The organism is Brucella pseudintermedia (assembly GCF_008932435.1).
Taxonomy (GTDB): Bacteria; Pseudomonadota; Alphaproteobacteria; order Rhizobiales; family Rhizobiaceae; genus Brucella; species Brucella pseudintermedia.
The window spans coordinates 116269-136657 of sequence record NZ_WBWE01000001.1 but is presented as its reverse complement, the minus strand read 5'-3'; the positions used below and the strand labels follow the sequence as shown (position 1 = coordinate 136657).

Here is a 20389-nt window from a genome sequence, read left to right as displayed (position 1 = left end):
TGACATCAGTGTCAAATCTGTTTTGACCTTCCGTATAGAATGCCTTTCGCTACAGAGTTTTTGAGGCCAGCCCACAACCCAAAATGGACTGACTTCATCCATAGAAAATGAAACCTTGTAGCGAATACAAGTACTTACCTGTCCTGTACCGATTTTGCGAGCCCGATGGCGCCATCCTCCCAAGCAAAACCGGAGATCCGAAATCGGTGCGGGAACCTCACGAAACATTGATGAAAGCGCGTCCCCCATGGCTTCCAGTCTTGTGCGCAATGCCATTGTTCTTGGCCTTCTTTCCGCCATTGGCCCATTTGCGATCGATATGTATCTGCCCGCTTTGCCCACCATTGCCGCTGACCTGCATGCGGAAACCGGTGCGGTCCAAATGAGCCTTCTGGCCTTTTTCATTGCTCTCGCGGTAGCGCAGCTTTTCTGCGGGCCGCTGTCCGACATGATCGGGCGCAAGCTGCCGCTTTATGGCGGTCTGGTGCTGTTCGGTATCGGCAGCATCGGCTCGGCTGTCGCGACCGATATAGATGTGCTCGTGCTTTTCCGTTTTGTGCAGGGGCTTGGTGCTGCTGCCGGCATGGTTATTCCCCGTGCGGTCGTGCGTGATCTTCACACCGGCATCGAGGCGGCGCGTCTCATGTCGCTTCTGATGCTGGTTTTCTCCATATCGCCGATTCTGGCGCCATTGACGGGCTCCGTCATTATTAGCTTCTTCGGATGGCGCGGCGTCTTCTGGGCCGTTCTGGTCGCGGCTGCTATCGGTATCGTTCTCGTCGCGACGGCGCAGAAGGAGACAAGAACCGCAGAAGCACGCCTTGAAAGCAATCTGGGCAGCGCATTGCGCGGCTATGGTCGACTGCTGAAAGATCGTTACTTTCTCGGGCTGGTTTTTGTCGGTGGCTTCGGGATTGCGTCCTTCTTCGTCTACCTCGCCAATTCGTCATTCGTGCTTATCGACCATTACGGCCTGACACCAACACAATATGCCATCGCCTTTTCGGCCAATGCAGTATCATTCTTCGGTGTTTCACAATTGAACGGCTGGCTGGGATCGCGCTTCGGGCTGCGTCGGGTCATGCGATTCGCGGTTTCCGGATTTGCCGCGGCAATGCTCGCCATGTTCGCTGCCGCTCTCATGGGGCATCAGTCGCTTTGGCTGATCACCGGGTTCCTGTTCGTGGGATATGGCTTCCTCGGCCTCGTCATCCCGACAACAGCGGTTCTGGCACTTGAGGATCACGGTGAAATTGCAGGCACTGCATCCGCGCTGATGGGCACGCTGCATTTCGTGATTGGCGGCGTGGCAATCGGCGTAACGGGTTCATTCTTCGATGGAACTGCACTGCCAATGGTCGGAGGAATTGCCGGTTGTGCGCTGATCGCCTTTGTGCTGACGCAAGTCGTTCTGTCGCGCAAGGCGAGCGAACTCAATACCGAAGCTGCGGCTGCGTAATCTTCTGGAAAGGGAAAGTGGAGGCTTCTGTTGCCAGGTGCCTCCGAACCCCGCCTTAAGGGGCTAACCCTAAGGGCTTTAGAGTGGGTTTCCCGCACCGCCATTAGGCAGCGAGAGCATAACCCTGAGCTTTGTTGTCATTTGCAACTACTCAATTGACCCGATAACGGTGGTATCATGCCGAGTAAAAGAGCGATCTTTACACCCTTGTCGATCCTGTTTCGCCCCCGCCACAATACAAAACGCTAACCGATCTGTATTCTGGTGGAGGCGCCGGGTACCGCCCCCGGGTCCAATGGGTTTATTACACCGTCCGTTTATCACCATAGTCAGCTTGCGCCGACACGCCGTATATAGGCGCGGTTGGCCGCGATTGGAAGAGGGGACACTTTTTTTAACGGGTTTTGCCGATATTCCGGTGCCCGCTGTTCCCGTTCATTTTTCATTGACAGTCTGCTTTCGCTGGTCAATCCTACCAATATATCGGGGGCGGCGAGCGAAATTTCGATTAAGCCGGATTCCGTGAGCTGAAAACGGGGTATTAACCCCAATCGAAGGAGAGTGGATATATGAGTGAATATCTCGCGGATGTCCGTCGTTATGATGCCGCTGCCGATGAAGCTGTTGTCGACAAGATCGTCAAGCATCTGGGTATTGCGCTGCGCAATCGCGATTCCTCCCTCGTTTCGGCAACCGACCCGGAAGAATTGAAGCGCGTCCGCACCAATTGGGTCGCCAAGAAGCTTGGCGTTGACGACGAAGCCAAGGGCGATGAGGTCGTTGCCCATGTTGCTGAAGTCATGAAGGGCGACCGCAACAAGCATCGCGTCACCTTCTATTATCTGGTCGCCAAGCAGCTCGGAAAACTCGGCAGCCTTTGATCCACAGCGATCTGGTGAATTCAAAGCCCCGGTGCCCGACACCGGGGTTTTTCTTTATATTGGGTCCAACCGAATCGGATTCTGGATATCCCCCATGCGCACCTATCTCGATCTTCTTCAACATGTGCTCGACAACGGTGTTGACCGTGGCGACCGCACGGGGACGGGCACGCGGTCGGTTTTCGGATATCAGATGCGTTTCAATCTGGAAGAGGGTTTTCCCGTTCTGACCACCAAGAAGCTGCATCTCCGGTCGATCATCCATGAACTGCTCTGGTTCCTCAAAGGCGACACGAACATCGCCTATCTGAAGGAAAATGGCGTCTCGATCTGGGATGAATGGGCAGACGAGAACGGCGATCTCGGGCCGGTTTATGGTTATCAATGGCGCTCCTGGCCAGCGCCGGATGGTCGTCACATCGATCAGATCGCGAATCTTCTGAAGATGCTGCATGAAAATCCGAATTCGCGGCGCCTGATCGTATCGGCCTGGAATCCGGCGCTGGTCGATGAAATGGCTCTGCCGCCATGCCACTGTCTTTTCCAGTTCTATGTCGCTGACGGAAAACTCTCCTGCCAGCTCTATCAGCGCTCGGCTGATATTTTTCTGGGCGTGCCATTTAACATCGCTTCCTATGCATTGCTGACGATGATGATCGCGCAGGTCACGGGATTGAAGCCGGGAGAGTTCGTGCACACGCTGGGGGACGCGCATATTTACGCCAATCATTTCGATCAGGCGCGTTTGCAGCTCACCCGCGCCCCGAAAAAACTGCCGACAATGTGGATCAATCCGGAGGTGAAGGACCTTTTTGCCTTCCGTTTCGAGGATTTCCGCCTTGAGGGCTACGAAGCCGATCCGACGATCAAAGCTCCGATTGCGGTTTGAGGTCCGACATGTCCGCTCCCAAGCCGATTGTATCGATCATTGTTGCTGCCGCGGAAAATGGCGTTATCGGACGTGATAATGACATGCCATGGCGGCTTTCGACCGATCTCAAGCGCTTCAAGGCGCTGACGCTGGGCAAACCTGTCATCATGGGGCGGCGGACATGGGACTCTATTGGTCGGCCCTTGCCGGGACGGCCCAATATCGTGGTGTCGAGGAATAACGGATTTCAGGTTGAAGGTGCCAGCACTGTCGGTTCTCTTGATGAGGCGATAGCGCTTGGACAAAGACAGGCTGCTGACATGGGGGCCGGGGAAGTTTGCATCATAGGTGGCGGAAACATTTATGCGCAGGCTTTTCCCCTCGCGGACAGAATTCATTTGACGCGTGTTCTCGCCAATATCGATGGAGATACACATTTTCCGGAAATCGATCCGCAAGTCTGGCAGGTCGTTTCACAGGAGGACGTGCCCGCCGGTGACAGGGACAGCCACCCAACGCGCTATTTCGTGTACGAAAAACGTGCTGTGTAAAGCATAGTTCACGAATTTTGTCGTCTTCGCGTTGAAAGCGGACCTCCCGATGCCTATAAAACGGAAACATTAGTTGATGACGGGAGTGGGCAGCTCGCTTTCCCGTCGCCTGGACGAGAGGTGAGGATGCCCTGGAGTAATCAGAATGGTGGCGGCGGCCCATGGGGCGGCGGCGGCGATAATAACAACAATAATGGCGGCCCATGGGGACAAGGACCGAAAGGTCCTCGTGGAGGCGGCCAGAACACTCCACCTGATCTCGAGGATATTCTGCGCAAGGGCCAAGACCGTCTGAAGCAGGTCTTCCCCGGTGGCGGTGGCAAAGGCGGCAGCAATCGGGGCGTTCTGTTCCTGATCGGTGCAGCCGTTATCGGCTTCTGGCTTTTCCAGTCGATCTATACCGTGCAGCCGGACGAACTCGCCGTCGAGCTGCGCTTCGGCAAGCCGAAGGAAGAAGTGTCTGAACCGGGCCTGCATTTCCACTGGTGGCCGATCGAAACCTATGAAAAGGCGCAGATCGTAGAGAAGCAGATCAACATTGGCGGACAAGGCAACCGGGGCGCAACACAGGGCTTGATGCTGACGGGTGACCAGAATATCGTCAACGTTCAGTTCTCGGTTCTTTACCGTGTCTCGGATCCACAGGCATATCTGTTCAACGTCGATAATCCCGATGCGATGGTGCAGCAGGTTTCTGAGAGCGCGATCCGCGAAATCGTCGGACGTCGCCCCGCTCAGGATGTTTTCCGTGACAACCGTGCGGCTATTGCAACGAGCGTTCGCGATATCGTTCAGCAAACGCTCGACACTTACAAGGCGGGTATCCTGATCAATGCCGTGTCCATCGAAGATGCAGCGCCTCCGCGGGAAGTGGCTGATGCCTTCGATGAAGTGCAGCGCGCCGAACAGGACGAAGATCGTTTCGTGGAAGAATCGAACCAGTATTCGAACCAGAAGCTCGGTCAGGCCCGCGGTGAGGCAGCCCAGCTTCGCGAAGAAGCGGCGGCCTATAAGAACCGCGTCGTTCAGGACGCTGAAGGTGAGGCGCAGCGTTTCAGCTCCGTTCTTGGTGAATACCAGAAGGCGCCTGAAGTCACCCGCAACCGCCTGTTCCTAGAAACCATGGAACAGGTGCTGAAGAGCACCAAGAAAGTTATTGTCGAACCCGGAAAGGATGTCGTGCCTTATCTGCCGCTGAACGAACTCATGCGCCAGCCACGCCCCGGTGTGAATGCGACTACGACGACCCCGAGCGGAGGTAATCAGTAATGGCCCAGAACAGGCTTCCAATCATTGGCGGCATCATCGCCGTCATCGCTTTCCTGATCTACTCCGCCACGTTCATCGTATCCGAGCGTCAGCAGGCTATCGTGCTTCGTTTCGGCCAGATTGTCGATGTGAAGACGGACCCGGGCATCTATTTCAAGCTGCCTTTCGGCTTCCTGGATGCCGATACCGTGCAGTTGATCGATGACCGCCTGCTGCGCTTCGATCTGGACGATATCCGCGTTCAGGTTTCGGGCGGCAAGTTCTATGACGTCGATGCCTTCCTCGTTTATCGCATCACCGACGCGCGCAAGTTCCGCGAAACCGTTTCGGGCAGCACGCTCCTTGCCGAGCAGCGTCTGCGCACCCGTCTGGATGCCGCATTGCGCAGCGTTTACGGCCAGCGTGGTTTTGAAGCGGCGCTTTCGGAAGAGCGCGGCGATATGATGCGTGAAGTGCGGGACCAGCTTCGTCCTGACGCGACGTCGCTTGGCCTTACCATCGCGGATGTTCGCATTCGCCGTACCGACCTGACTGCCGAAGTCTCGCAGCAGACCTATGACCGCATGAAGGCGGAACGTCTGGCCGAGGCGGAGCGCCTGCGCGCCCGGGGCCGTGAAGCCGCCCAGCGCATCCGTGCTGTTGCCGACCGTCAGGTCGTCGAAACGCTGGCTGAAGCGCGCAAGGAATCGGAAATCCTTCGCGGTGAAGGCGATGCCCAGCGCAGTGAGATCTTCGCGCGCTCTGCCAGCAAGGACCCCGGATTCTTCGCCTTCTACCGGTCGATGTCCGCTTATCGTGAAGCACTTGAGACACCGGACACAACGCTGGTTCTCTCGCCGGACTCGGAGTTCTTCAAGTTCTTCCGGGACGCTGGCGGCAGGCTGGCAACGCCGGCCCAGTAACAGCCGGGGCAAACGCTCATGAGCGATTTTTTAGCCGCCGTAGGTCTTCTCTTCGTTCTCGAAGGGCTGCTCTACGGCGGCTTTCCTTCTTTGGCGAAGAAGCTTGCGCGTGAGGCGAGCGAGACGCCGGAGAACATGCTGCGCATCGCCGGGATTGCTGCCCTTGCAATTGGCGTCGGCATTGTCTGGCTTGTCAGGGGATAAGCCGTTTTCCCTCCGTTATTTATCGTCTGCGGTCTATGCGAGGCCGTAAACAGGCCGTATTTTGCAGCGATCAAGCTTTAGTACATCTATCGCTAATTAAACGACTGCAAGCAGACAGGAACGGAGCAGGGCTTCATGGCAATTGCACCAAAGGCGGGATTTGCTCGCACCCTTTTCGCAACCGTGGCATTGGGGGCGATGACAGTCGGCGGCACTCTTTCGATGGGGACGCCTCCGGCAATCGCGGCTCAAGGACCGGCTTCTGTTGCTGATCTGGCCGAGGGCTTGCTTGATGCGGTCGTGAACATCTCGACCTCCCAGACCGTCAAGGGCGACGGGGAGGGTGACGGCGCTGTGCCGATGCCGCAGGTGCCGGAGGGCTCTCCGTTCCAGGAATATTTCAAGGACTTCTTCGGCGACAATGGCGGCGCACAAGGTGACGAATCGCGCAAGGTCCAGTCGCTGGGTTCCGGCTTCGTCATCGATGCCGAGAAGGGTTTCATCGTCACAAACAATCACGTCATTGCCGACGCCGACGAAATCGAGGTCAATTTCAACGATGGTTCCAAGCTGAAAGCGGAACTTGTCGGAAAGGACATCAAGACCGATCTGGCGATCCTTAAGGTGGACCCCTCCAAGCACACGCTGAAGGCTGTTCAATTCGGCAATTCGGAAAAGGCGCGCATCGGCGACTGGGTGCTTGCGATCGGCAATCCGTTCGGTCTGGGCGGAACGGTAACCGCCGGTATTATCTCGGCCCGCAAGCGCGACATCAATTCCGGCCCCTATGATGATTTCATCCAGACCGACGCGGCAATCAACCGGGGCAATTCCGGCGGTCCGCTGTTCGACATGGAAGGAAAGGTGATCGGCATCAACACGGCGATCATCTCGCCATCGGGAGGCTCCATTGGTATCGGCTTCGCCATTCCGGCGGAAATGGCTGTTGGTGTGATCGACCAGCTCAAGCAGTTCGGCGAGGTTCGCCGCGGCTGGCTCGGTGTGCGCATCCAACCGGTTACCGACGATATCGCGCAGAGCCTCGGGCTGAAGGAAGCCAAGGGCGCGCTGATTGCCGGATTGATCGAAAACTCGGGTGTTGACAACAAGGCCATCGAAGCAGGCGATGTCGTAATCCGTTATGAAGGCAAGCCGGTCAATACCGCTCGCGATCTGCCGCGACTGGTTGCAGAAACCCCGGTCGGCAAGGAAGTCGAGATCGTCGTGGTTCGCCAGGGTGAGGAAAAGACGGTGAAGGTAAAGCTTGGTCGTCTGGTCGAGGACGACAAGAGCACCGAGGCTGCGACGGAAGATCAGGCTCCGCTTCCTGAAGGTGAGGGCGGTGATGAAGGCGTGGAAACGCCGGATACGCCGAAGAAGGATCAGAAAAGCGAGGCTGCTCCAAGCGTGCTCGGGATGAAGCTCAGCGAACTGAGCGATGAGGTCCGCGGTGAGTTTGGCATTGCCGAAGACGTAGAAGGTGTCGCGGTTCTTTATGTCTCTCCTGGCTCCGCTGCTGGCGAAAAGCGCATCGAAACCGGAGATGTCATTGTCGATATAGGTCAGGTGACGGTAAAAACGCCGGACGATGTGAAGAAGCGCATCGAGGCGTTGCGCCGCGAGGGGCGCAAGAATGCGCTCCTGATGCTGGCCTCACGTTCGGGCGAACTGCGTTTTGTAACTATCCGGATCAATTGATCCTCCCTATGGTTATCCGCAATGGCAAAGCTTTCTGTTTCATAAGCTTCGGCTGTGCTATGGACCGGCGCCATTCGGAGTAGGGTGAGTTGGAAACAGTCGATATTGTGGTCATAGGCGCTGGCGCGGCAGGCATGATGTGCGCCATCGAAGCCGCGAAGCGCGGGCGTTCCGTATTGGTCGTGGACCACGCCAAGGCAGCCGGAGAGAAAATCCGTATATCGGGTGGCGGGCGCTGCAATTTCACCAACCTGCATGCAAGCCCGAAGAATTATCTCTCGCAAAATCCGCACTTCTGTATCTCGGCCCTGAGCCGCTACACACAGCGCGATTTCATTGCACTGGTCGAGCGGCATCGCATCACCTATCACGAGAAGACGCTCGGACAACTCTTCTGCGACGGTTCGGCATTGCAGATAATTGAAATGCTGCTGGCAGAAATGAAGCGCCATGGTGCGCGACTGAAGCTTGGCTGCAGCGTCAGTTCGGTCGAAAGAACCGCGGATGGTTTTTCGCTCAAATTGTCGGACGGGCCCGTCCGTTGCCGCTCGCTGGTTGTGGCCTGTGGCGGAAAATCCATCCCGAAGATGGGGGCGACAGGCTTTGGTTACGATATCGCAAACCAGTTCGGATTGCGGATCGTCGAAACGCGACCGGCGCTGGTACCGCTGACGTTTGAGCCCAACACGCTGGAAAGGTTGAAGCCGCTCGCCGGTGTTGCCGTCGATGCGGTTGTCGCCTGCGGAAAAACCAAGTTTGCAGAGGCAATGCTGTTTACGCATCGGGGCATTAGCGGCCCTTCGATCTTGCAGATTTCTTCCTACTGGCGCGAAGGTGACGAAATCCGCATAGCCATGCTGCCGGAAACTGACATTTTCGAAGCATTGCGCGAGCAGCGCAAGCAGAACGGCAAGCAGGCGCTACAGACGGCACTCGCCATATATCTTCCAAGGAAACTGGCTCAGACGATAGCAGAGGATGTCGGCGCAACCGGCCATCTGGCGGATATGTCCGACAAGACGTTCCGCCGGGTCGAGACAGCGATAAATGACTGGCGCATCAAACCTGCCGGTTCTGAAGGTTATCGCACCGCAGAAGTTACGCTCGGAGGGGTCGATACACGCGATCTTGACTCCAAGACCATGGAAGCCAAATCCGTGCCCGGCTTGTTCTTCATCGGCGAAGTGGTCGATGTTACCGGCTGGCTCGGCGGCTACAATTTTCAATGGGCGTGGTCTTCCGGTTGGGTCGCCGGTCAGTCCGCCTGAATACGATAGACAACATGACGCTTCAAATGCGGCGTTTCGTCCGGCACACCGGGATGATCAAAATCGCTTGCCGAGTCACGGGTCATACCGATGCGCTCCATGACGAAGGTAGACCGCTCGTTGTTGTGGACGGCAAAGGAGACGACCTCCGGGAGGCCGAGGGTTCCGAAAGCGTAGTCGATCAGCGCTCTGCCCGCTTCGGTTACATAGCCTTTGCCCCAAAAGGGAGTGGCCAGCCGCCAGCCGATTTCTACGCTGCCGTTCGGTAAATGAGGTTCGAGATCGGTGCGGGCGAGACCGGCAAAGCCGATGCACTGACCGCTTTCCTTTTCTTCCAGCGCATAGAAACCGAGACCCGTTTCAGAAATCATCTTCTTGAGGCGGTCGAACAATTCATCCGATTGCGAGCGGTTTCTGCGAAACGGAAAGAAACGCATGACCTCTTCGTCGGAATTGATGACGTGGAACAGATCGCGGTCGCGATCTTCCCAGTTTCGGATGATGAGGCGCGGCGTTTCCAGGATGCTCATTGAACGAAGTCCGTCTTTCTGTAGCCCTGAATATAGAGGAGGGCGGTCAGGTCGCCATGGTCAACCCGCATCCGGGCCTGCGCTGCCACGGCCGGTTTTGCATGAAGTGCAACGCCGGTTCCCGCAAGCTGGATCATGCCGAGATCGTTCGCGCCATCGCCCACCGCAATCGCATCGTTCGGCGTCAAGCCAAGACGATCAGCGATTTCCACGAGCTTCTCCACCTTGGCTTCACGACCGAGAATGGGCTCCGTAACCAAGCCGGTCAGATGCACGCCATCATCGATCAGCCTGTTTGCGCGCTCTTCGTTAAAGCCGATCATTTCGGCAATGCGCTGCGTGAAAGAGGTAAAGCCGCCGGACACAAGCGCCGTGTAAGCGCCATGTTTGCGCATGGTGCGCACCAGTTCCGGCCCGCCGGGCATCAGCGTGATGCGCGTTGAAATGACCTTGTCTATGACGGTGAGCGGCAGTCCTTTCAACAAAGCTACCCTTTCGCGCAAGGCGGGCTCGAACGCGATCTCGCCATTCATGGCGCGCGCGGTGATTGCCGCCACATGCTCGCGCAGACCGGCTTCTTCTGCCAGTTCGTCAATGCATTCCTGCTGGATCATTGTGGAATCCATGTCGGCAATAAGAATCTTCTTGCGTCGACGCTCCTGTTCCTGCACCACCACATCGACTGGCGCGCCATCAAGCGTATCACGCAGCAGGGCTTCGGCTTCTTTGCTGCCGATTCCCAAAGGAAGCGGAATGTCGCAGGCAATGTCATCGGCCAGCCAGTATAGCCCGGTTGCATTCACTGCCGCCGAGGCTTTAATCCCAAGCGCTGATGCGAGCGAAGCCTTAGCCGGATTGGCGATCAGGGTGGCGACGAGAGAAACCTGTTGGGACATGGAGAGCAATTCCGGCGATGAGTGAGGATGCGGTCAAGAATGCAATCCTGATAGCTGGCCCGACGGCCAGCGGCAAGTCGGCACTTGCAGTTCGCATGGCGCAAGAGACCGGCGGCTTCATCGTGAACACCGATTCCATGCAGGTTTACGATGTTCTTGATCTTCTGACCGCGCGGCCGGGCAAGGCTGATCTGGCTGCGGCGGAACATCATCTCTATGGACACGTCGCGCCTTCGATATCCTATTCCACGGGACGGTGGCTGGATGACGTAGCCAGCCTGCTATCGCAGCCCCCGATGAAGGGCCGGACCCCGATCTTTGTCGGCGGTACGGGGCTTTATTTCAGGGCATTGCTGGGTGGGTTGTCGCAAATGCCCGAAGTGTCGGGCGATGTTCGCGCTTATTGGCGAGGCCGCATGGAGACGGATGGACCGGAGTTTCTTCACGGGGTCCTCAGTGAACGCGACCCAGACATGGCCGCAACACTTAAACCTTCCGACAGTCAGCGCATCGTTCGGGCATTGGAAGTATTGGAGAGTACCGGAAAGTCACTTCTCGACTGGCAGCAGACCAAAGGTCGGGCGCTGGTCGACGACAACAGCGCGCGCAAAATCGTGTTGGCGCCTGATCGGGCATGGCTTTCGGAGCGCATTGCGAGGCGATTTGCGCTGATGTGGGACAATGGCGCGATTGACGAGGTCAAGGCATTGCTTGCGCTCGATCTGGACCCGGCATTGCCTGCAATGAGGGCCATCGGTGTGCGTGAAATCACTGCATATATCGAAGGCTCGCTGTCGCGAGATGAAGCCATCGAACGTTCGGTCATCGCCACGCGGCAATACGCGAAGCGTCAATCGACATGGTTTCGAAATCAGCTCGATGCCAGTTGGTCTGTGCAAGCAAATTCTAATACTGCTCTCACTCAATTAACGACAACGAAATAACTCGCTGGCACTCTCTGAAACAGGAGAGGCGGGCGCGGATTATGCGGTTTAACAGATCGGAGCGGGCATTCTTTATTTTGATTGTTTTGATGGTCGGTATCGGGCTGTTGCTCTACCAGGCTCGTGCCGACATCGGACAATTGCAGACCTTGCCGATTGATGGGAATGCTTTGGAACTGGTTTCGCGGCTGGACCAGTTGAGCTACATCACGATCTGGGTGCTGGTTGCGACGCTGGCTTGCGGGCTGTTCCTGATCTATCCGCAAATTAGAAGCGATGCGCTGGATCGCGGCAAACTGCAGGTCATCACCCAGGATCTTTCCGAGCGGTCGCAGACCCTCGAGCACGCCGCGCTGACGGACAGCCTGACGGGAATGCAGAACCGGCGTTACTTCGACGAGGCGCTAAAGGAATATCTGATCCAGTTTGACCGTATTCACCGGCCTGTTGGACTAATGATTATCGACCTTGATCACTTCAAGGCCGTGAACGATACTTACGGGCACGATGTTGGCGATATCGTCCTGCAGGAGGTGGCGCGGTGCCTCAGGGATTACACGCGATATCATGACGTTGTCGCCCGGCTGGGCGGCGAGGAATTCGCAGTCCTCGCACCGAACATGGACGCGGAATTGATGATCAAGCTTGCCAATCGAATTCGCAAGGCGATATCGACGCTTGAAATCGATCTTGGCGACGAAAAGCTTGGCGTTACCGTCAGTATCGGGCTTGCGATATGGGACCGGCGCGAGACCTCGAAGGATCTCTATCGCCGCGCAGACAAGATGCTTTATGCCGCAAAGAATATGGGCCGCAACCGCGTCTGCGCTTGAAGTTTTGCCTAGCGCTCACGGTCCTTGCGGAAACTGCGCACCAGTTCACCCATCTTCTCAATGCTCTGCTTCGTGTCGAGGCTGAGTGGAGTTTGCGGCTTCAAAGGCGATGGCCGGTGAAATTCATCATCAATCGATGCATGGTCACGATGAGTGGTGGAAACCGGGTTGCCCCAAAGGCTGTCCTCGTCTGGGAACCGGTCCGCCGGGTCCGTCTGGGAGCTGCTTTCAAAGGCGCGCAGCTTTTCGACGATCTGGTCAAGCGATATCTTGCCATCGCTGCGCCAGCCGGAAAGCGCGCTTTCGCTTTTGCTGCGTCCCGGAAGCTGATGGGATGGGATGGTCTCAAATGTCAATCGCATGGGCGTCGAGAAGGCTTCGCCAAAGGCGATGGCCTCGCGATTGGCGATTGATGAAAGAAAGCCCGCCATGCTTTGCGCGCCGCCGCGAATGGCGCCCTTGATGATTTCCTGGTCGCGTTCATTGCCAAGGCGCATTGCGAAAATGGAATTGCACTGCGACAGGATTGTCGCGTCCAGCTCACCGGGACGCTGGCTGATGACGCCCAGATAGGAACCGTATTTCCGGCCTTCCTTGGCAATTCGGGCTATAGCCTGCCGCGTCGGCCAGAAACCAGCGTCGCGGTCGGCTGGAATATAGCGGTGGGCTTCTTCGCATATCACCAGCGTTTGCAGGCTGCCTTCGCTTGAAAGAGCGATATCGAAGGCCAGTCGGCACAAAACCGACGCGACGGCGTTGACAACTTCGGATGGCAATCCCGCAAGCTGGAATGTGCAGATGGGCCTTCCGTTTTGCGGAATGCGAAAAATACGGCCGATAGCTTGCCGCATTGTCTCAGGTCCGCCGGTCACGGCAAACATGAAGCGGAACCGAGGATCGGCGGAAATCGATTCCAGGCGAGCCTTGAGGCTACGCAGATAGGGTCGTTCCGCCTTGCTGTCGAGAAGTCCCATACGCTGGTCGATGAGCGCGATCAGATCGGGGAGGCGATAGGCTACAGGTGTGTCGGCGCTGACGCTCTGCCGGTCTGCCAATTGTCGCCGCAAGGTTTTCGCGGACGAGGACTCGGCACCTTGCATTTTTTCCCGCGCAAGCTGGACCAGATCACGCAATATGTCGAGCTCCATCGGGTCCGGCGCGCGTCCGCGAAAGATTACGTCGGCAAATTCATCAAGCCGCAGCATCCAGAATGGCAGCTCGATATTCGTCTGATCGACGGCCACTGCCAGGTCCGGAAATGCACTCGCGAATTCATTGTGCGGGTCAAGGATGAGTACTCGCAGATTGGGTTTTTGGGCAACGATGCGGCGCAGAAGCAGCATGACCGCGCTCGATTTGCCGACGCCCGTAGTGCCGACGATAGCAAAATGCCGGGAAATAAGGTCGTCGACCGAAATATGAGCCGGAACAGTTGCGTCCTGTGTCAACGTGCCGATGGAAACGCTGCTTTGTCCGGTCTGAGCATAAATGGCAGCGAGATCGGTGGCGCGGATACGGTGAGCAATAGCGCCCGGATGGGGGAATTGGGAAATGCCGCCATTGAATGTGGTTTGCCCATTCGGCTGTACGCGAACCTCGCCCAAAAACTCGACATGAACATGGAGCGTATTGTCGCCTCCGCGTATCCACACATCGCCCGGCACAAGCACGTTGCGAATGAGGCCGACGACGCGATTGTCACCAGCTCGAATGGATATCAGCTGGCCTACGGCCCAATAATCGTCGGATGCGGCGGATGAAGGACCCGACAATGCCGATACGATGGCGCCTTCGCCATCGCACTGGATGACGTAACCTTCCGTGCGATTGCGCTGCACGTATTCGCCGTGTTCTCGTGCGCCGGAATTGCCGCCGATTTCGCTCATGCTGCCCGCTCGCCCCAACTTTCAACAGGAGGTTTTGCGTCAGGGTAAGTGTCTTCGGTTGAAATAAAGTTATCGTCGAGGCGGGTGAATCTTAAGAAAATAACGCAGGCGACGTATTTATGCGTTGACGACGACGAATCCGGCTATTAGTGTCCGCCACCATGAACACGATTATTATTCTTGTGGTACGGGCGCGCATGGGCAGGATGGTGTAACCATCCGGCGAAAGCTCCCATGCGCGAAAGACAGGCTCCCTCGGGGGCCTTTTTTATTATCCAGATCAGAAATGAAATGCAGACGGGAAGAGAACAATGACTGCAGGTAAACGTGAGGCGGATGCAAACGCCGCAGAAACGCAGGAAGCAAGCAATCCGCGCGAAATGACAGGCGCGGAAATGGTCATTCAGGCCCTCATCGATCAGGGCGTAGAGAGCATCTTCGGTTACCCCGGCGGGGCTGTGCTGCCGATCTATGACGAGCTCTTCCAGCAGGACAAGGTTCAGCACATTCTGGTGCGTCACGAACAGGGCGCCGGGCATGCGGCGGAAGGCTATGCGCGTTCGACCGGCAAAGTTGGGGTGATGCTTGTCACGTCCGGTCCAGGTGCGACCAATGCGGTCACGCCGCTTCAGGATGCCCTGATGGATTCCATTCCTTTGGTTTGCATTTCGGGTCAGGTTCCGACGACCCTGATCGGCTCCGATGCATTTCAGGAATGCGATACGATCGGCATCACGCGCCCCTGCACAAAGCACAATTGGCTCGTAAAAGACGTCAACGATCTGGCGCGCATCCTGCACGAAGCCTTTCATGTCGCTTCCACCGGTCGTCCCGGTCCCGTCGTGGTCGACATTCCGAAGGATATCCAGTTTGCCAAGGGCATTTATACGCCGCCGGAAACCGCGCCGCGCACCAGCTACCGTCCGGTTCTCGACGGCAATGCGCAGGCAATTTCGGATGCCGTACGTCTGCTCGTCAATGCCAAGAATCCCGTCATCTATTCCGGCGGCGGCGTGATCAATTCCGGCCCGGCAGCTTCCCGTCTGCTGCGCGAGCTGGTTGAGATCAGCAATTTTCCGATCACGTCGACGCTCATGGGGCTGGGCGCTTATCCGGCTTCCGGCAAGAACTGGCTCGGAATGCTCGGTATGCACGGAACCTACGAAGCCAACATGACTATGCACGACTGTGATGTCATGCTGTGCGTCGGCGCTCGTTTCGACGACCGTATCACCGGGCGTCTGAATGCATTTTCGCCCAACTCGAAGAAGATCCACATCGATATCGATCCATCTTCGATCAACAAGAATGTTCGCGTGGACGTGCCGATCATCGGCGACGTTGCCCACGTTCTGGAAGACATCGTTCGTCAGTTTCGCGCTTCTGAGAGGAAGCCGGAAAAGCAGGCGATCGCTGCCTGGTGGGAACAGATCAACCGCTGGCGTGCCCGCAATTCGCTGGCCTACGCGCCGAACCGGGAAGTCATCATGCCGCAATATGCAATTCAGCGGCTCTATGAACTGACCAAGGATCGCAAGACCTACATCACCACTGAAGTTGGGCAGCACCAGATGTGGGCTGCGCAGTTCTATGGTTTCGAGGAACCGAACCGCTGGCTGACTTCCGGCGGCCTTGGCACCATGGGTTATGGTCTGCCGGCGGCGCTCGGCGTGCAGATCGCGCACCCTGATGCACTGGTTATCGATATTGCGGGCGATGCCTCGATCCAGATGTGCATCCAGGAAATGTCGGCAGCGATCCAGCATAATGCGCCGATCAAAATCTTCATCCTGAACAACCAGTATATGGGCATGGTGCGCCAGTGGCAGCAGCTTCTGCATGGCAACCGTCTGTCGCACTCCTATACGGAGGCGATGCCGGATTTCGTGAAGCTGGCCGAAGCCTATGGCGCGCATGGTATCCGCTGCGAAAAGCCGGGCGATCTCGACGCCGCCATTCAGGAAATGATCGATATCGACAAGCCGGTCATCTTCGACTGCCGGGTGGCAAACCTCGCCAACTGCTTCCCGATGATCCCCTCGGGCAAGGCGCATAATGAAATGCTGTTGCCGGATGAGGCGACAGATGAAGCCGTTGCCAATGCCATCGATGCCAAGGGCCGCGCGCTCGTCTGATCCGGAGGAAAGAAAATCATGAATGCACAGAACCTAGCTTCCGGATCGGCCTATTTCATCGCAGCCGAAACCCAGACCCCGGAAACGCATACGCTTGCCGTTCTCGTTGACAACGAACCGGGTGTCCTTGCCCGCGTGATCGGTCTTTTCTCCGGCCGAGGCTACAATATCGAAAGCCTGACGGTTTCGGAAACCGAGCATGAAAAGCACCTGTCGCGCATCACAATCGTGACGCGCGGCACGCCGCATGTGCTTGACCAAATCCGCCACCAGTTGGCCCGCATTGTGCCGGTTCACCGTGTTGTTGATCTCAGCCACCGTGCTTCCGAACTCGGTCACGACCGTCCTGTCGAGCGTGAACTCGCTCTGGTGAAAGTCGCTGGCAAAGGCGAAGCACGGGCGGAAACACTCCGTCTTGCGGATGCGTTCAAGGCAAAGGTCGTGGATGCGACGACCGATCATTTCATCCTGGAGATCACCGGCAAGCCCGCGAAGATCGATCAGTTCATCTCGATCATGAAGCCGCTGGGGCTGGTTGAAACCTGTCGCACCGGCGTTGCGGCCATGAACCGCGGACCGGAAGGCATGTAAAAGCTTCCAACAATACCGATACAATATCGTTGGAAACCGGCACAATGTTTCGATTGTGCCGGTTTTTTATTGAGCTAATTTGTCCCAATAAATCGGGGCCATACCATGTCTATCGAAATTTTTCTGGCGCTTCTCGTCTTCGCATTCGTCTCATCCGTTACACCGGGACCAAACAATCTGATGCTCCTGGCGTCGGGCGTGAATTTCGGTTTCCGCCGCACAATTCCGCATATGCTGGGTATTGGCGTTGGCTTTTTTGTATTGTTGCTGTCGATTGGTTTCGGCCTCGGCGCTTTGATCGAAACGGTACCATCCGTCTATACCGCGCTGAAATTCGCCGGTGGTGCCTATATGCTTTATCTCGCCTGGAAAATTGCCATGTCGCGTTCCATCGGAGAAGCAAAACACCGCGACAAGAGCGAGCCAATGACTTTCCTTCAGGCGGCAGCCTTCCAGTGGGTCAATCCGAAAGCCTGGGTGATGGCGATCACGGGGATTGCGACCTATGCCAATCACGACAACTATTATGTCGCGGTACTTCTGGTCAGCGCTGCCTTCGCGATTGTGAATTTGCCGAGCGTTTCGGTCTGGGCGGGATTTGGCACATTGCTGCGCAACTGGCTTTCCGATCCTGTTCGGTTGAAATGGTTCAATCTAATCATGGCCTTGTTGCTCGTCTTGAGTCTTTGGCCGATGCTGAAATAAAGAATGAAGAGGCGAATGATGAACAAGCTTCCAACTTACGATGACGTGATCTCGGCCGCAAAGCAGATCGAAGGCCATGCCCACCATACGCCGGTCTTCACATCGTCCATGATCGACCGCGAGACCGGTGCGCAGTTCTTCTTCAAATGCGAGAATTTTCAGCGCATCGGCGCGTTCAAGTTTCGCGGCGCTTTCAATGCCCTGTCGCGGTTTACAGATGAGCAAAAGGCGCGGGGTGCACTGGCTTTTTCGTCCGGCAATCATGCCCAAGCGATAGCGCTTGCCGCGAAATTGCTTGGCATCGGCGCTACCATCATCATGCCCGAAGATGCGCCACGCGCCAAGCTTGAAGCAACGCGAGGCTATGGTGCGAAGGTTGTAACCTATAACCGCTATGAAGAAGATCGCGATGCGATATCAAGCCGACTGGCGGAGGAGGGCGGGCTGACCCTCATTCCGCCGTTCAATCATCCTGATATCATCGCCGGTCAGGGGACTGCCGCCAAGGAATTGATCGAAGAAACCGGGCCTCTCGATGCACTGTTTGTCTGTCTCGGTGGCGGTGGCCTGCTTGCCGGTTCGGCACTGGCCGCGAAAGCCTTGTCGCCTGCTTGCGATGTCTACGGCGTGGAACCGGAAGCTGGAAATGACGGTCAGCAGTCTTTGCGCTCCGGCAAGATAGTTCACATCAATGTGCCAAGGACGCTGGCGGATGGCGCGCAGACGCAGGCTCTGGGCGACATGACCTTCGCCATCATTCGCGACACCGTTCGCGATATTCTGGCCGTCAGCGACGATGAACTCGTGCAAGGCATGAAATTCTTCGCCAGCCGGATGAAAATGGTCGTCGAGCCTACGGGCTGTCTCGCTTTTGCCGGCGCACGGCAGATAGCGCCGAAACTGCAGGGCAAGCGGGTAGGCGTCATCGTCAGTGGCGGCAATGTCGATCTCGACAGGTTTGCAACTTTGGTGAGCAAAGGCGTTTGATCACGGTTTGATCTTGTTTTCGGGCGGCGAATCCTGTCTGAAGGGACGATGCAGTTTTCACCGGAACAGGATCAGGCGCTGAAAGCCGTCGGGCATTGGCTCAAGGACGGACGCAGCCCCATTTTCAGATTGTTCGGCTATGCGGGTACGGGCAAGACGACGCTCGCCCGCTATTTTGCCGAGCATGTGGATGGCGATGTGCAGTTTGCGGCCTTTACCGGTAAGGCGGCACAGGTGCTGCGCTCGAAAGGGGCCAGCAATGCCCGCACGCTTCATTCACTGATCTACCGCCCGCGCGGTGAAGAGGCGATTGAAGACGAAACGACTGGCAAGACTTCCATCGCGCCGACCTTCTCGCTCAACCGGCAAAGCCCTGTCGCCAAAGCGGCTATGATCGTTGTGGACGAATGTTCCATGGTCGACGAAGCGCTGGGCCGGGACCTGATGAGTTTCGGCACGCCTATCCTTGTCCTTGGCGATCCGGGACAGTTGCCTCCAATTTCCGGGGGCGGCTTTTTCACGGAGCACGAGCCGGACTATCTTCTGACCGAGATTCATCGTCAGGCGCAGGATAATCCCATCATTCGCATGGCGCTTGATGTACGGGAGGGAAGGGAACTTGCCTATGGCGACCATGGCGCTGCGAAGGTTATCGGTAAAGGCGACGTCAATCAGGAGATGGTTCTTGCTGCCGATCAGGTGCTTGTGGGCACAAACCGGACGCGGCGTCGCTATAATCAGCGCCTGCGGGAGTTGAAGGGCTTTACGGCGGATTATCCGCAGGCAGGCGACAAGCTGGTGTGCCTGCGCAACGATCCTGCCAAGGGACTTCTCAACGGATCATTATGGAAGGTTATGACCTCTTCCAAGGAAACCGTGAAACCCGGCATCAACCTGCTCGTAACGCCCGAGGACGATGATCGCGGCGTCGCGAAAATCAAGCTGTTGAAGGCGCAGTTTGAAGATCCGGACAGCGAAATTCCGTGGCAGACCAAGAAGCGCTATGACGATTTCGATTATGGCTACGCCTTGACGGTTCACAAAGCGCAGGGTTCCCAATGGGATGACGTGGTGCTTTTTGACGAAAGTTTTGCGTTTCGCGATACGCGTGAGCGTTGGCTTTATACGGCGATCACGCGAGCGGCTGAACGCCTGACCGTGGTAAAGTGATTATTCCTGGATCGGCTTTGCGCCGAGCCATTCCCAAGCTTCTTCTTCTTCGTCCCCTTCAAATGCGCGAAGCTCTATGGACAGGAAAGGCTGCATGAGGGTGATGCTGGCCTGTATCCACAAGGGGCCGCCGACGATAGCGTAGCGGCGAAGCTTTTTGAGTGATTTGGCACGCATGGACAACATGCTCTCCGAGAACGCAGCGGTCCAGTCGAACCCTTCATATCCGGTGAGGCGCACCAAAAGATCAATTTCGTCGTGGGTTTCGTAAGCTGCATCGAGAAGCCCGTAGAGATTCTCCAGCGACGCATCGTCAAGGTGTCCCTCGATTGCAAAGGCGAACACGCCATCCCGGTTTGTTGGAATACGGCGAATGACGGGTATGTCCTCATTTCGCATTACAGGCCTCCATCAATGATCAGATTCAAACGTCGAAGCGGGGGCAAAGGTTGCGTCCGGCCGCAAATTGATACGAACAGGAAAAGTTCTGCAAACCCAGTTTGTTACAATCAATTTGCGCTGTTGGGGATTGCGGGCGTGGTGCGACGGCAAAACACTCACATTTTTTCAATGCAGACGTTATAAAGCAGAATATTCATCCCGGGGGTC

The 20389-nt window shown here is 56.7% G+C and carries 20 protein-coding genes and 1 other RNA gene; 16 read left to right on the top strand and 5 right to left on the bottom strand.

What is annotated here, in order from left to right; translation table 11 throughout:
* The first annotated feature begins 247 nt into the window (after positions 1–247).
* Positions 248–1459 (top strand): multidrug effflux MFS transporter, encoded by a 1212-nt coding sequence (locus F9K78_RS00635; RefSeq protein ID WP_121985040.1) that lies wholly within the window; start codon positions 248–250, stop codon positions 1457–1459.
* 16 nt (positions 1460–1475) lie between these two features.
* Here the strand turns inward: F9K78_RS00635 and ssrA are convergent.
* Positions 1476–1842, bottom strand: a transfer-messenger RNA (tmRNA) gene (gene ssrA / locus F9K78_RS00630).
* 186 nt (positions 1843–2028) lie between these two features.
* On the opposite strand from ssrA, the gene F9K78_RS00625 reads away from it, so the two are divergent.
* The 8 genes from F9K78_RS00625 to F9K78_RS00590 all read left to right on the top strand — a co-directional run bounded on the left by F9K78_RS00625 (position 2029) and on the right by F9K78_RS00590 (position 9103).
* Complete coding sequence (locus F9K78_RS00625; RefSeq protein ID WP_021586857.1) at positions 2029–2340, top strand: DUF2853 family protein; 312 nt, start codon at positions 2029–2031, stop codon at positions 2338–2340.
* A gap of 94 nt (positions 2341–2434) precedes the next feature.
* Positions 2435–3229 carry a thymidylate synthase gene (locus F9K78_RS00620; protein ID WP_121985041.1) on the top strand — a complete coding sequence of 265 codons (795 nt, stop codon included), beginning with the start codon at positions 2435–2437 and terminating at the stop codon, positions 3227–3229.
* Positions 3230–3237: 8 nt separating this feature from the next.
* Positions 3238–3762 carry a dihydrofolate reductase gene (locus F9K78_RS00615; RefSeq protein ID WP_121985042.1) on the top strand — a complete coding sequence of 175 codons (525 nt, stop codon included), beginning with the start codon at positions 3238–3240 and terminating at the stop codon, positions 3760–3762.
* A gap of 126 nt (positions 3763–3888) precedes the next feature.
* Positions 3889–5031 (top strand): FtsH protease activity modulator HflK, encoded by a 1143-nt coding sequence (hflK, locus tag F9K78_RS00610; RefSeq protein ID WP_121985043.1) that lies wholly within the window; start codon positions 3889–3891, stop codon positions 5029–5031.
* On the top strand, positions 5031–5933 hold the full coding sequence (hflC, locus tag F9K78_RS00605; RefSeq protein WP_121982182.1) for a protease modulator HflC: 903 nt from the start codon (positions 5031–5033) through the stop codon (positions 5931–5933). Before hflK ends, hflC begins: the two co-directional genes overlap by 1 nt.
* Positions 5934–5951: 18 nt before the next feature.
* Positions 5952–6137: a DUF2065 domain-containing protein gene (locus tag F9K78_RS00600; RefSeq protein ID WP_006467185.1), complete on the top strand. Its 186-nt coding sequence runs from the start codon at positions 5952–5954 to the stop codon at positions 6135–6137.
* A 135-nt stretch (positions 6138–6272) separates the two neighbouring features.
* Positions 6273–7835 carry a Do family serine endopeptidase gene (locus F9K78_RS00595; RefSeq protein ID WP_121985045.1) on the top strand — a complete coding sequence of 521 codons (1563 nt, stop codon included), beginning with the start codon at positions 6273–6275 and terminating at the stop codon, positions 7833–7835.
* Between the two features lie 89 nt (positions 7836–7924).
* On the top strand, positions 7925–9103 hold the full coding sequence (locus F9K78_RS00590; RefSeq protein WP_121985046.1) for a BaiN/RdsA family NAD(P)/FAD-dependent oxidoreductase: 1179 nt from the start codon (positions 7925–7927) through the stop codon (positions 9101–9103).
* Here F9K78_RS00590 and F9K78_RS00585 read toward each other — a convergent pair.
* Positions 9091–9633 carry a GNAT family N-acetyltransferase gene (locus tag F9K78_RS00585; protein WP_121985047.1) on the bottom strand — a complete coding sequence of 181 codons (543 nt, stop codon included), beginning with the start codon at positions 9631–9633 and terminating at the stop codon, positions 9091–9093. The genes F9K78_RS00590 and F9K78_RS00585 overlap by 13 nt on opposite strands.
* Entirely contained in the window at positions 9630–10529 is a 900-nt protein-coding gene (serB, locus tag F9K78_RS00580) for a phosphoserine phosphatase SerB (RefSeq protein WP_121985048.1), read from the bottom strand. Before serB ends, F9K78_RS00585 begins: the two co-directional genes overlap by 4 nt.
* A 17-nt stretch (positions 10530–10546) precedes the next feature.
* Here serB and miaA point away from each other — a divergent pair, with 17 nt between their 5' ends.
* Together miaA and F9K78_RS00570 are read left to right on the top strand one after the other, a co-directional pair.
* Positions 10547–11473 carry a tRNA (adenosine(37)-N6)-dimethylallyltransferase MiaA gene (gene miaA / locus F9K78_RS00575; protein ID WP_121985049.1) on the top strand — a complete coding sequence of 309 codons (927 nt, stop codon included), beginning with the start codon at positions 10547–10549 and terminating at the stop codon, positions 11471–11473.
* A gap of 41 nt (positions 11474–11514) precedes the next feature.
* On the top strand, positions 11515–12306 hold the full coding sequence (locus F9K78_RS00570; RefSeq protein WP_121982188.1) for a GGDEF domain-containing protein: 792 nt from the start codon (positions 11515–11517) through the stop codon (positions 12304–12306).
* A gap of 8 nt (positions 12307–12314) precedes the next feature.
* Here F9K78_RS00570 and F9K78_RS00565 read toward each other — a convergent pair whose 3' ends face one another.
* Positions 12315–14192 carry an ATP-binding protein gene (locus F9K78_RS00565; RefSeq protein ID WP_121982189.1) on the bottom strand — a complete coding sequence of 626 codons (1878 nt, stop codon included), beginning with the start codon at positions 14190–14192 and terminating at the stop codon, positions 12315–12317.
* A 311-nt stretch (positions 14193–14503) separates the two neighbouring features.
* Between F9K78_RS00565 and F9K78_RS00555 the strand changes: the two genes are divergently transcribed.
* From F9K78_RS00555 to F9K78_RS00535, 5 genes are all read left to right on the top strand, one after another.
* Positions 14504–16327 (top strand): acetolactate synthase 3 large subunit, encoded by a 1824-nt coding sequence (locus tag F9K78_RS00555; protein ID WP_121982190.1) that lies wholly within the window; start codon positions 14504–14506, stop codon positions 16325–16327.
* Positions 16328–16345: 18 nt separating this feature from the next.
* Entirely contained in the window at positions 16346–16918 is a 573-nt protein-coding gene (ilvN, locus tag F9K78_RS00550; RefSeq protein WP_121982191.1) for an acetolactate synthase small subunit, read from the top strand.
* A 105-nt stretch (positions 16919–17023) separates the two neighbouring features.
* Positions 17024–17623, top strand: a complete 600-nt coding sequence (locus F9K78_RS00545) for a LysE family translocator (protein WP_121982192.1) — start codon at positions 17024–17026, stop codon at positions 17621–17623.
* 18 nt (positions 17624–17641) lie between these two features.
* Positions 17642–18610 carry a threo-3-hydroxy-L-aspartate ammonia-lyase gene (locus F9K78_RS00540; RefSeq protein WP_121985068.1) on the top strand — a complete coding sequence of 323 codons (969 nt, stop codon included), beginning with the start codon at positions 17642–17644 and terminating at the stop codon, positions 18608–18610.
* Between the two features lie 48 nt (positions 18611–18658).
* The gene (locus F9K78_RS00535) at positions 18659–19780 is read left to right on the top strand and encodes an ATP-dependent DNA helicase (protein ID WP_121982193.1); all 1122 of its coding nucleotides are present in this window, start codon (positions 18659–18661) and stop codon (positions 19778–19780) included.
* On the opposite strand, the gene F9K78_RS00530 is transcribed toward F9K78_RS00535, so the two are convergent.
* Positions 19781–20179, bottom strand: coding sequence for a SpoIIAA family protein (locus F9K78_RS00530; RefSeq protein WP_121982194.1), 399 nt, complete (start codon positions 20177–20179; stop codon positions 19781–19783).
* Positions 20180–20389 lie beyond the last annotated feature (210 nt).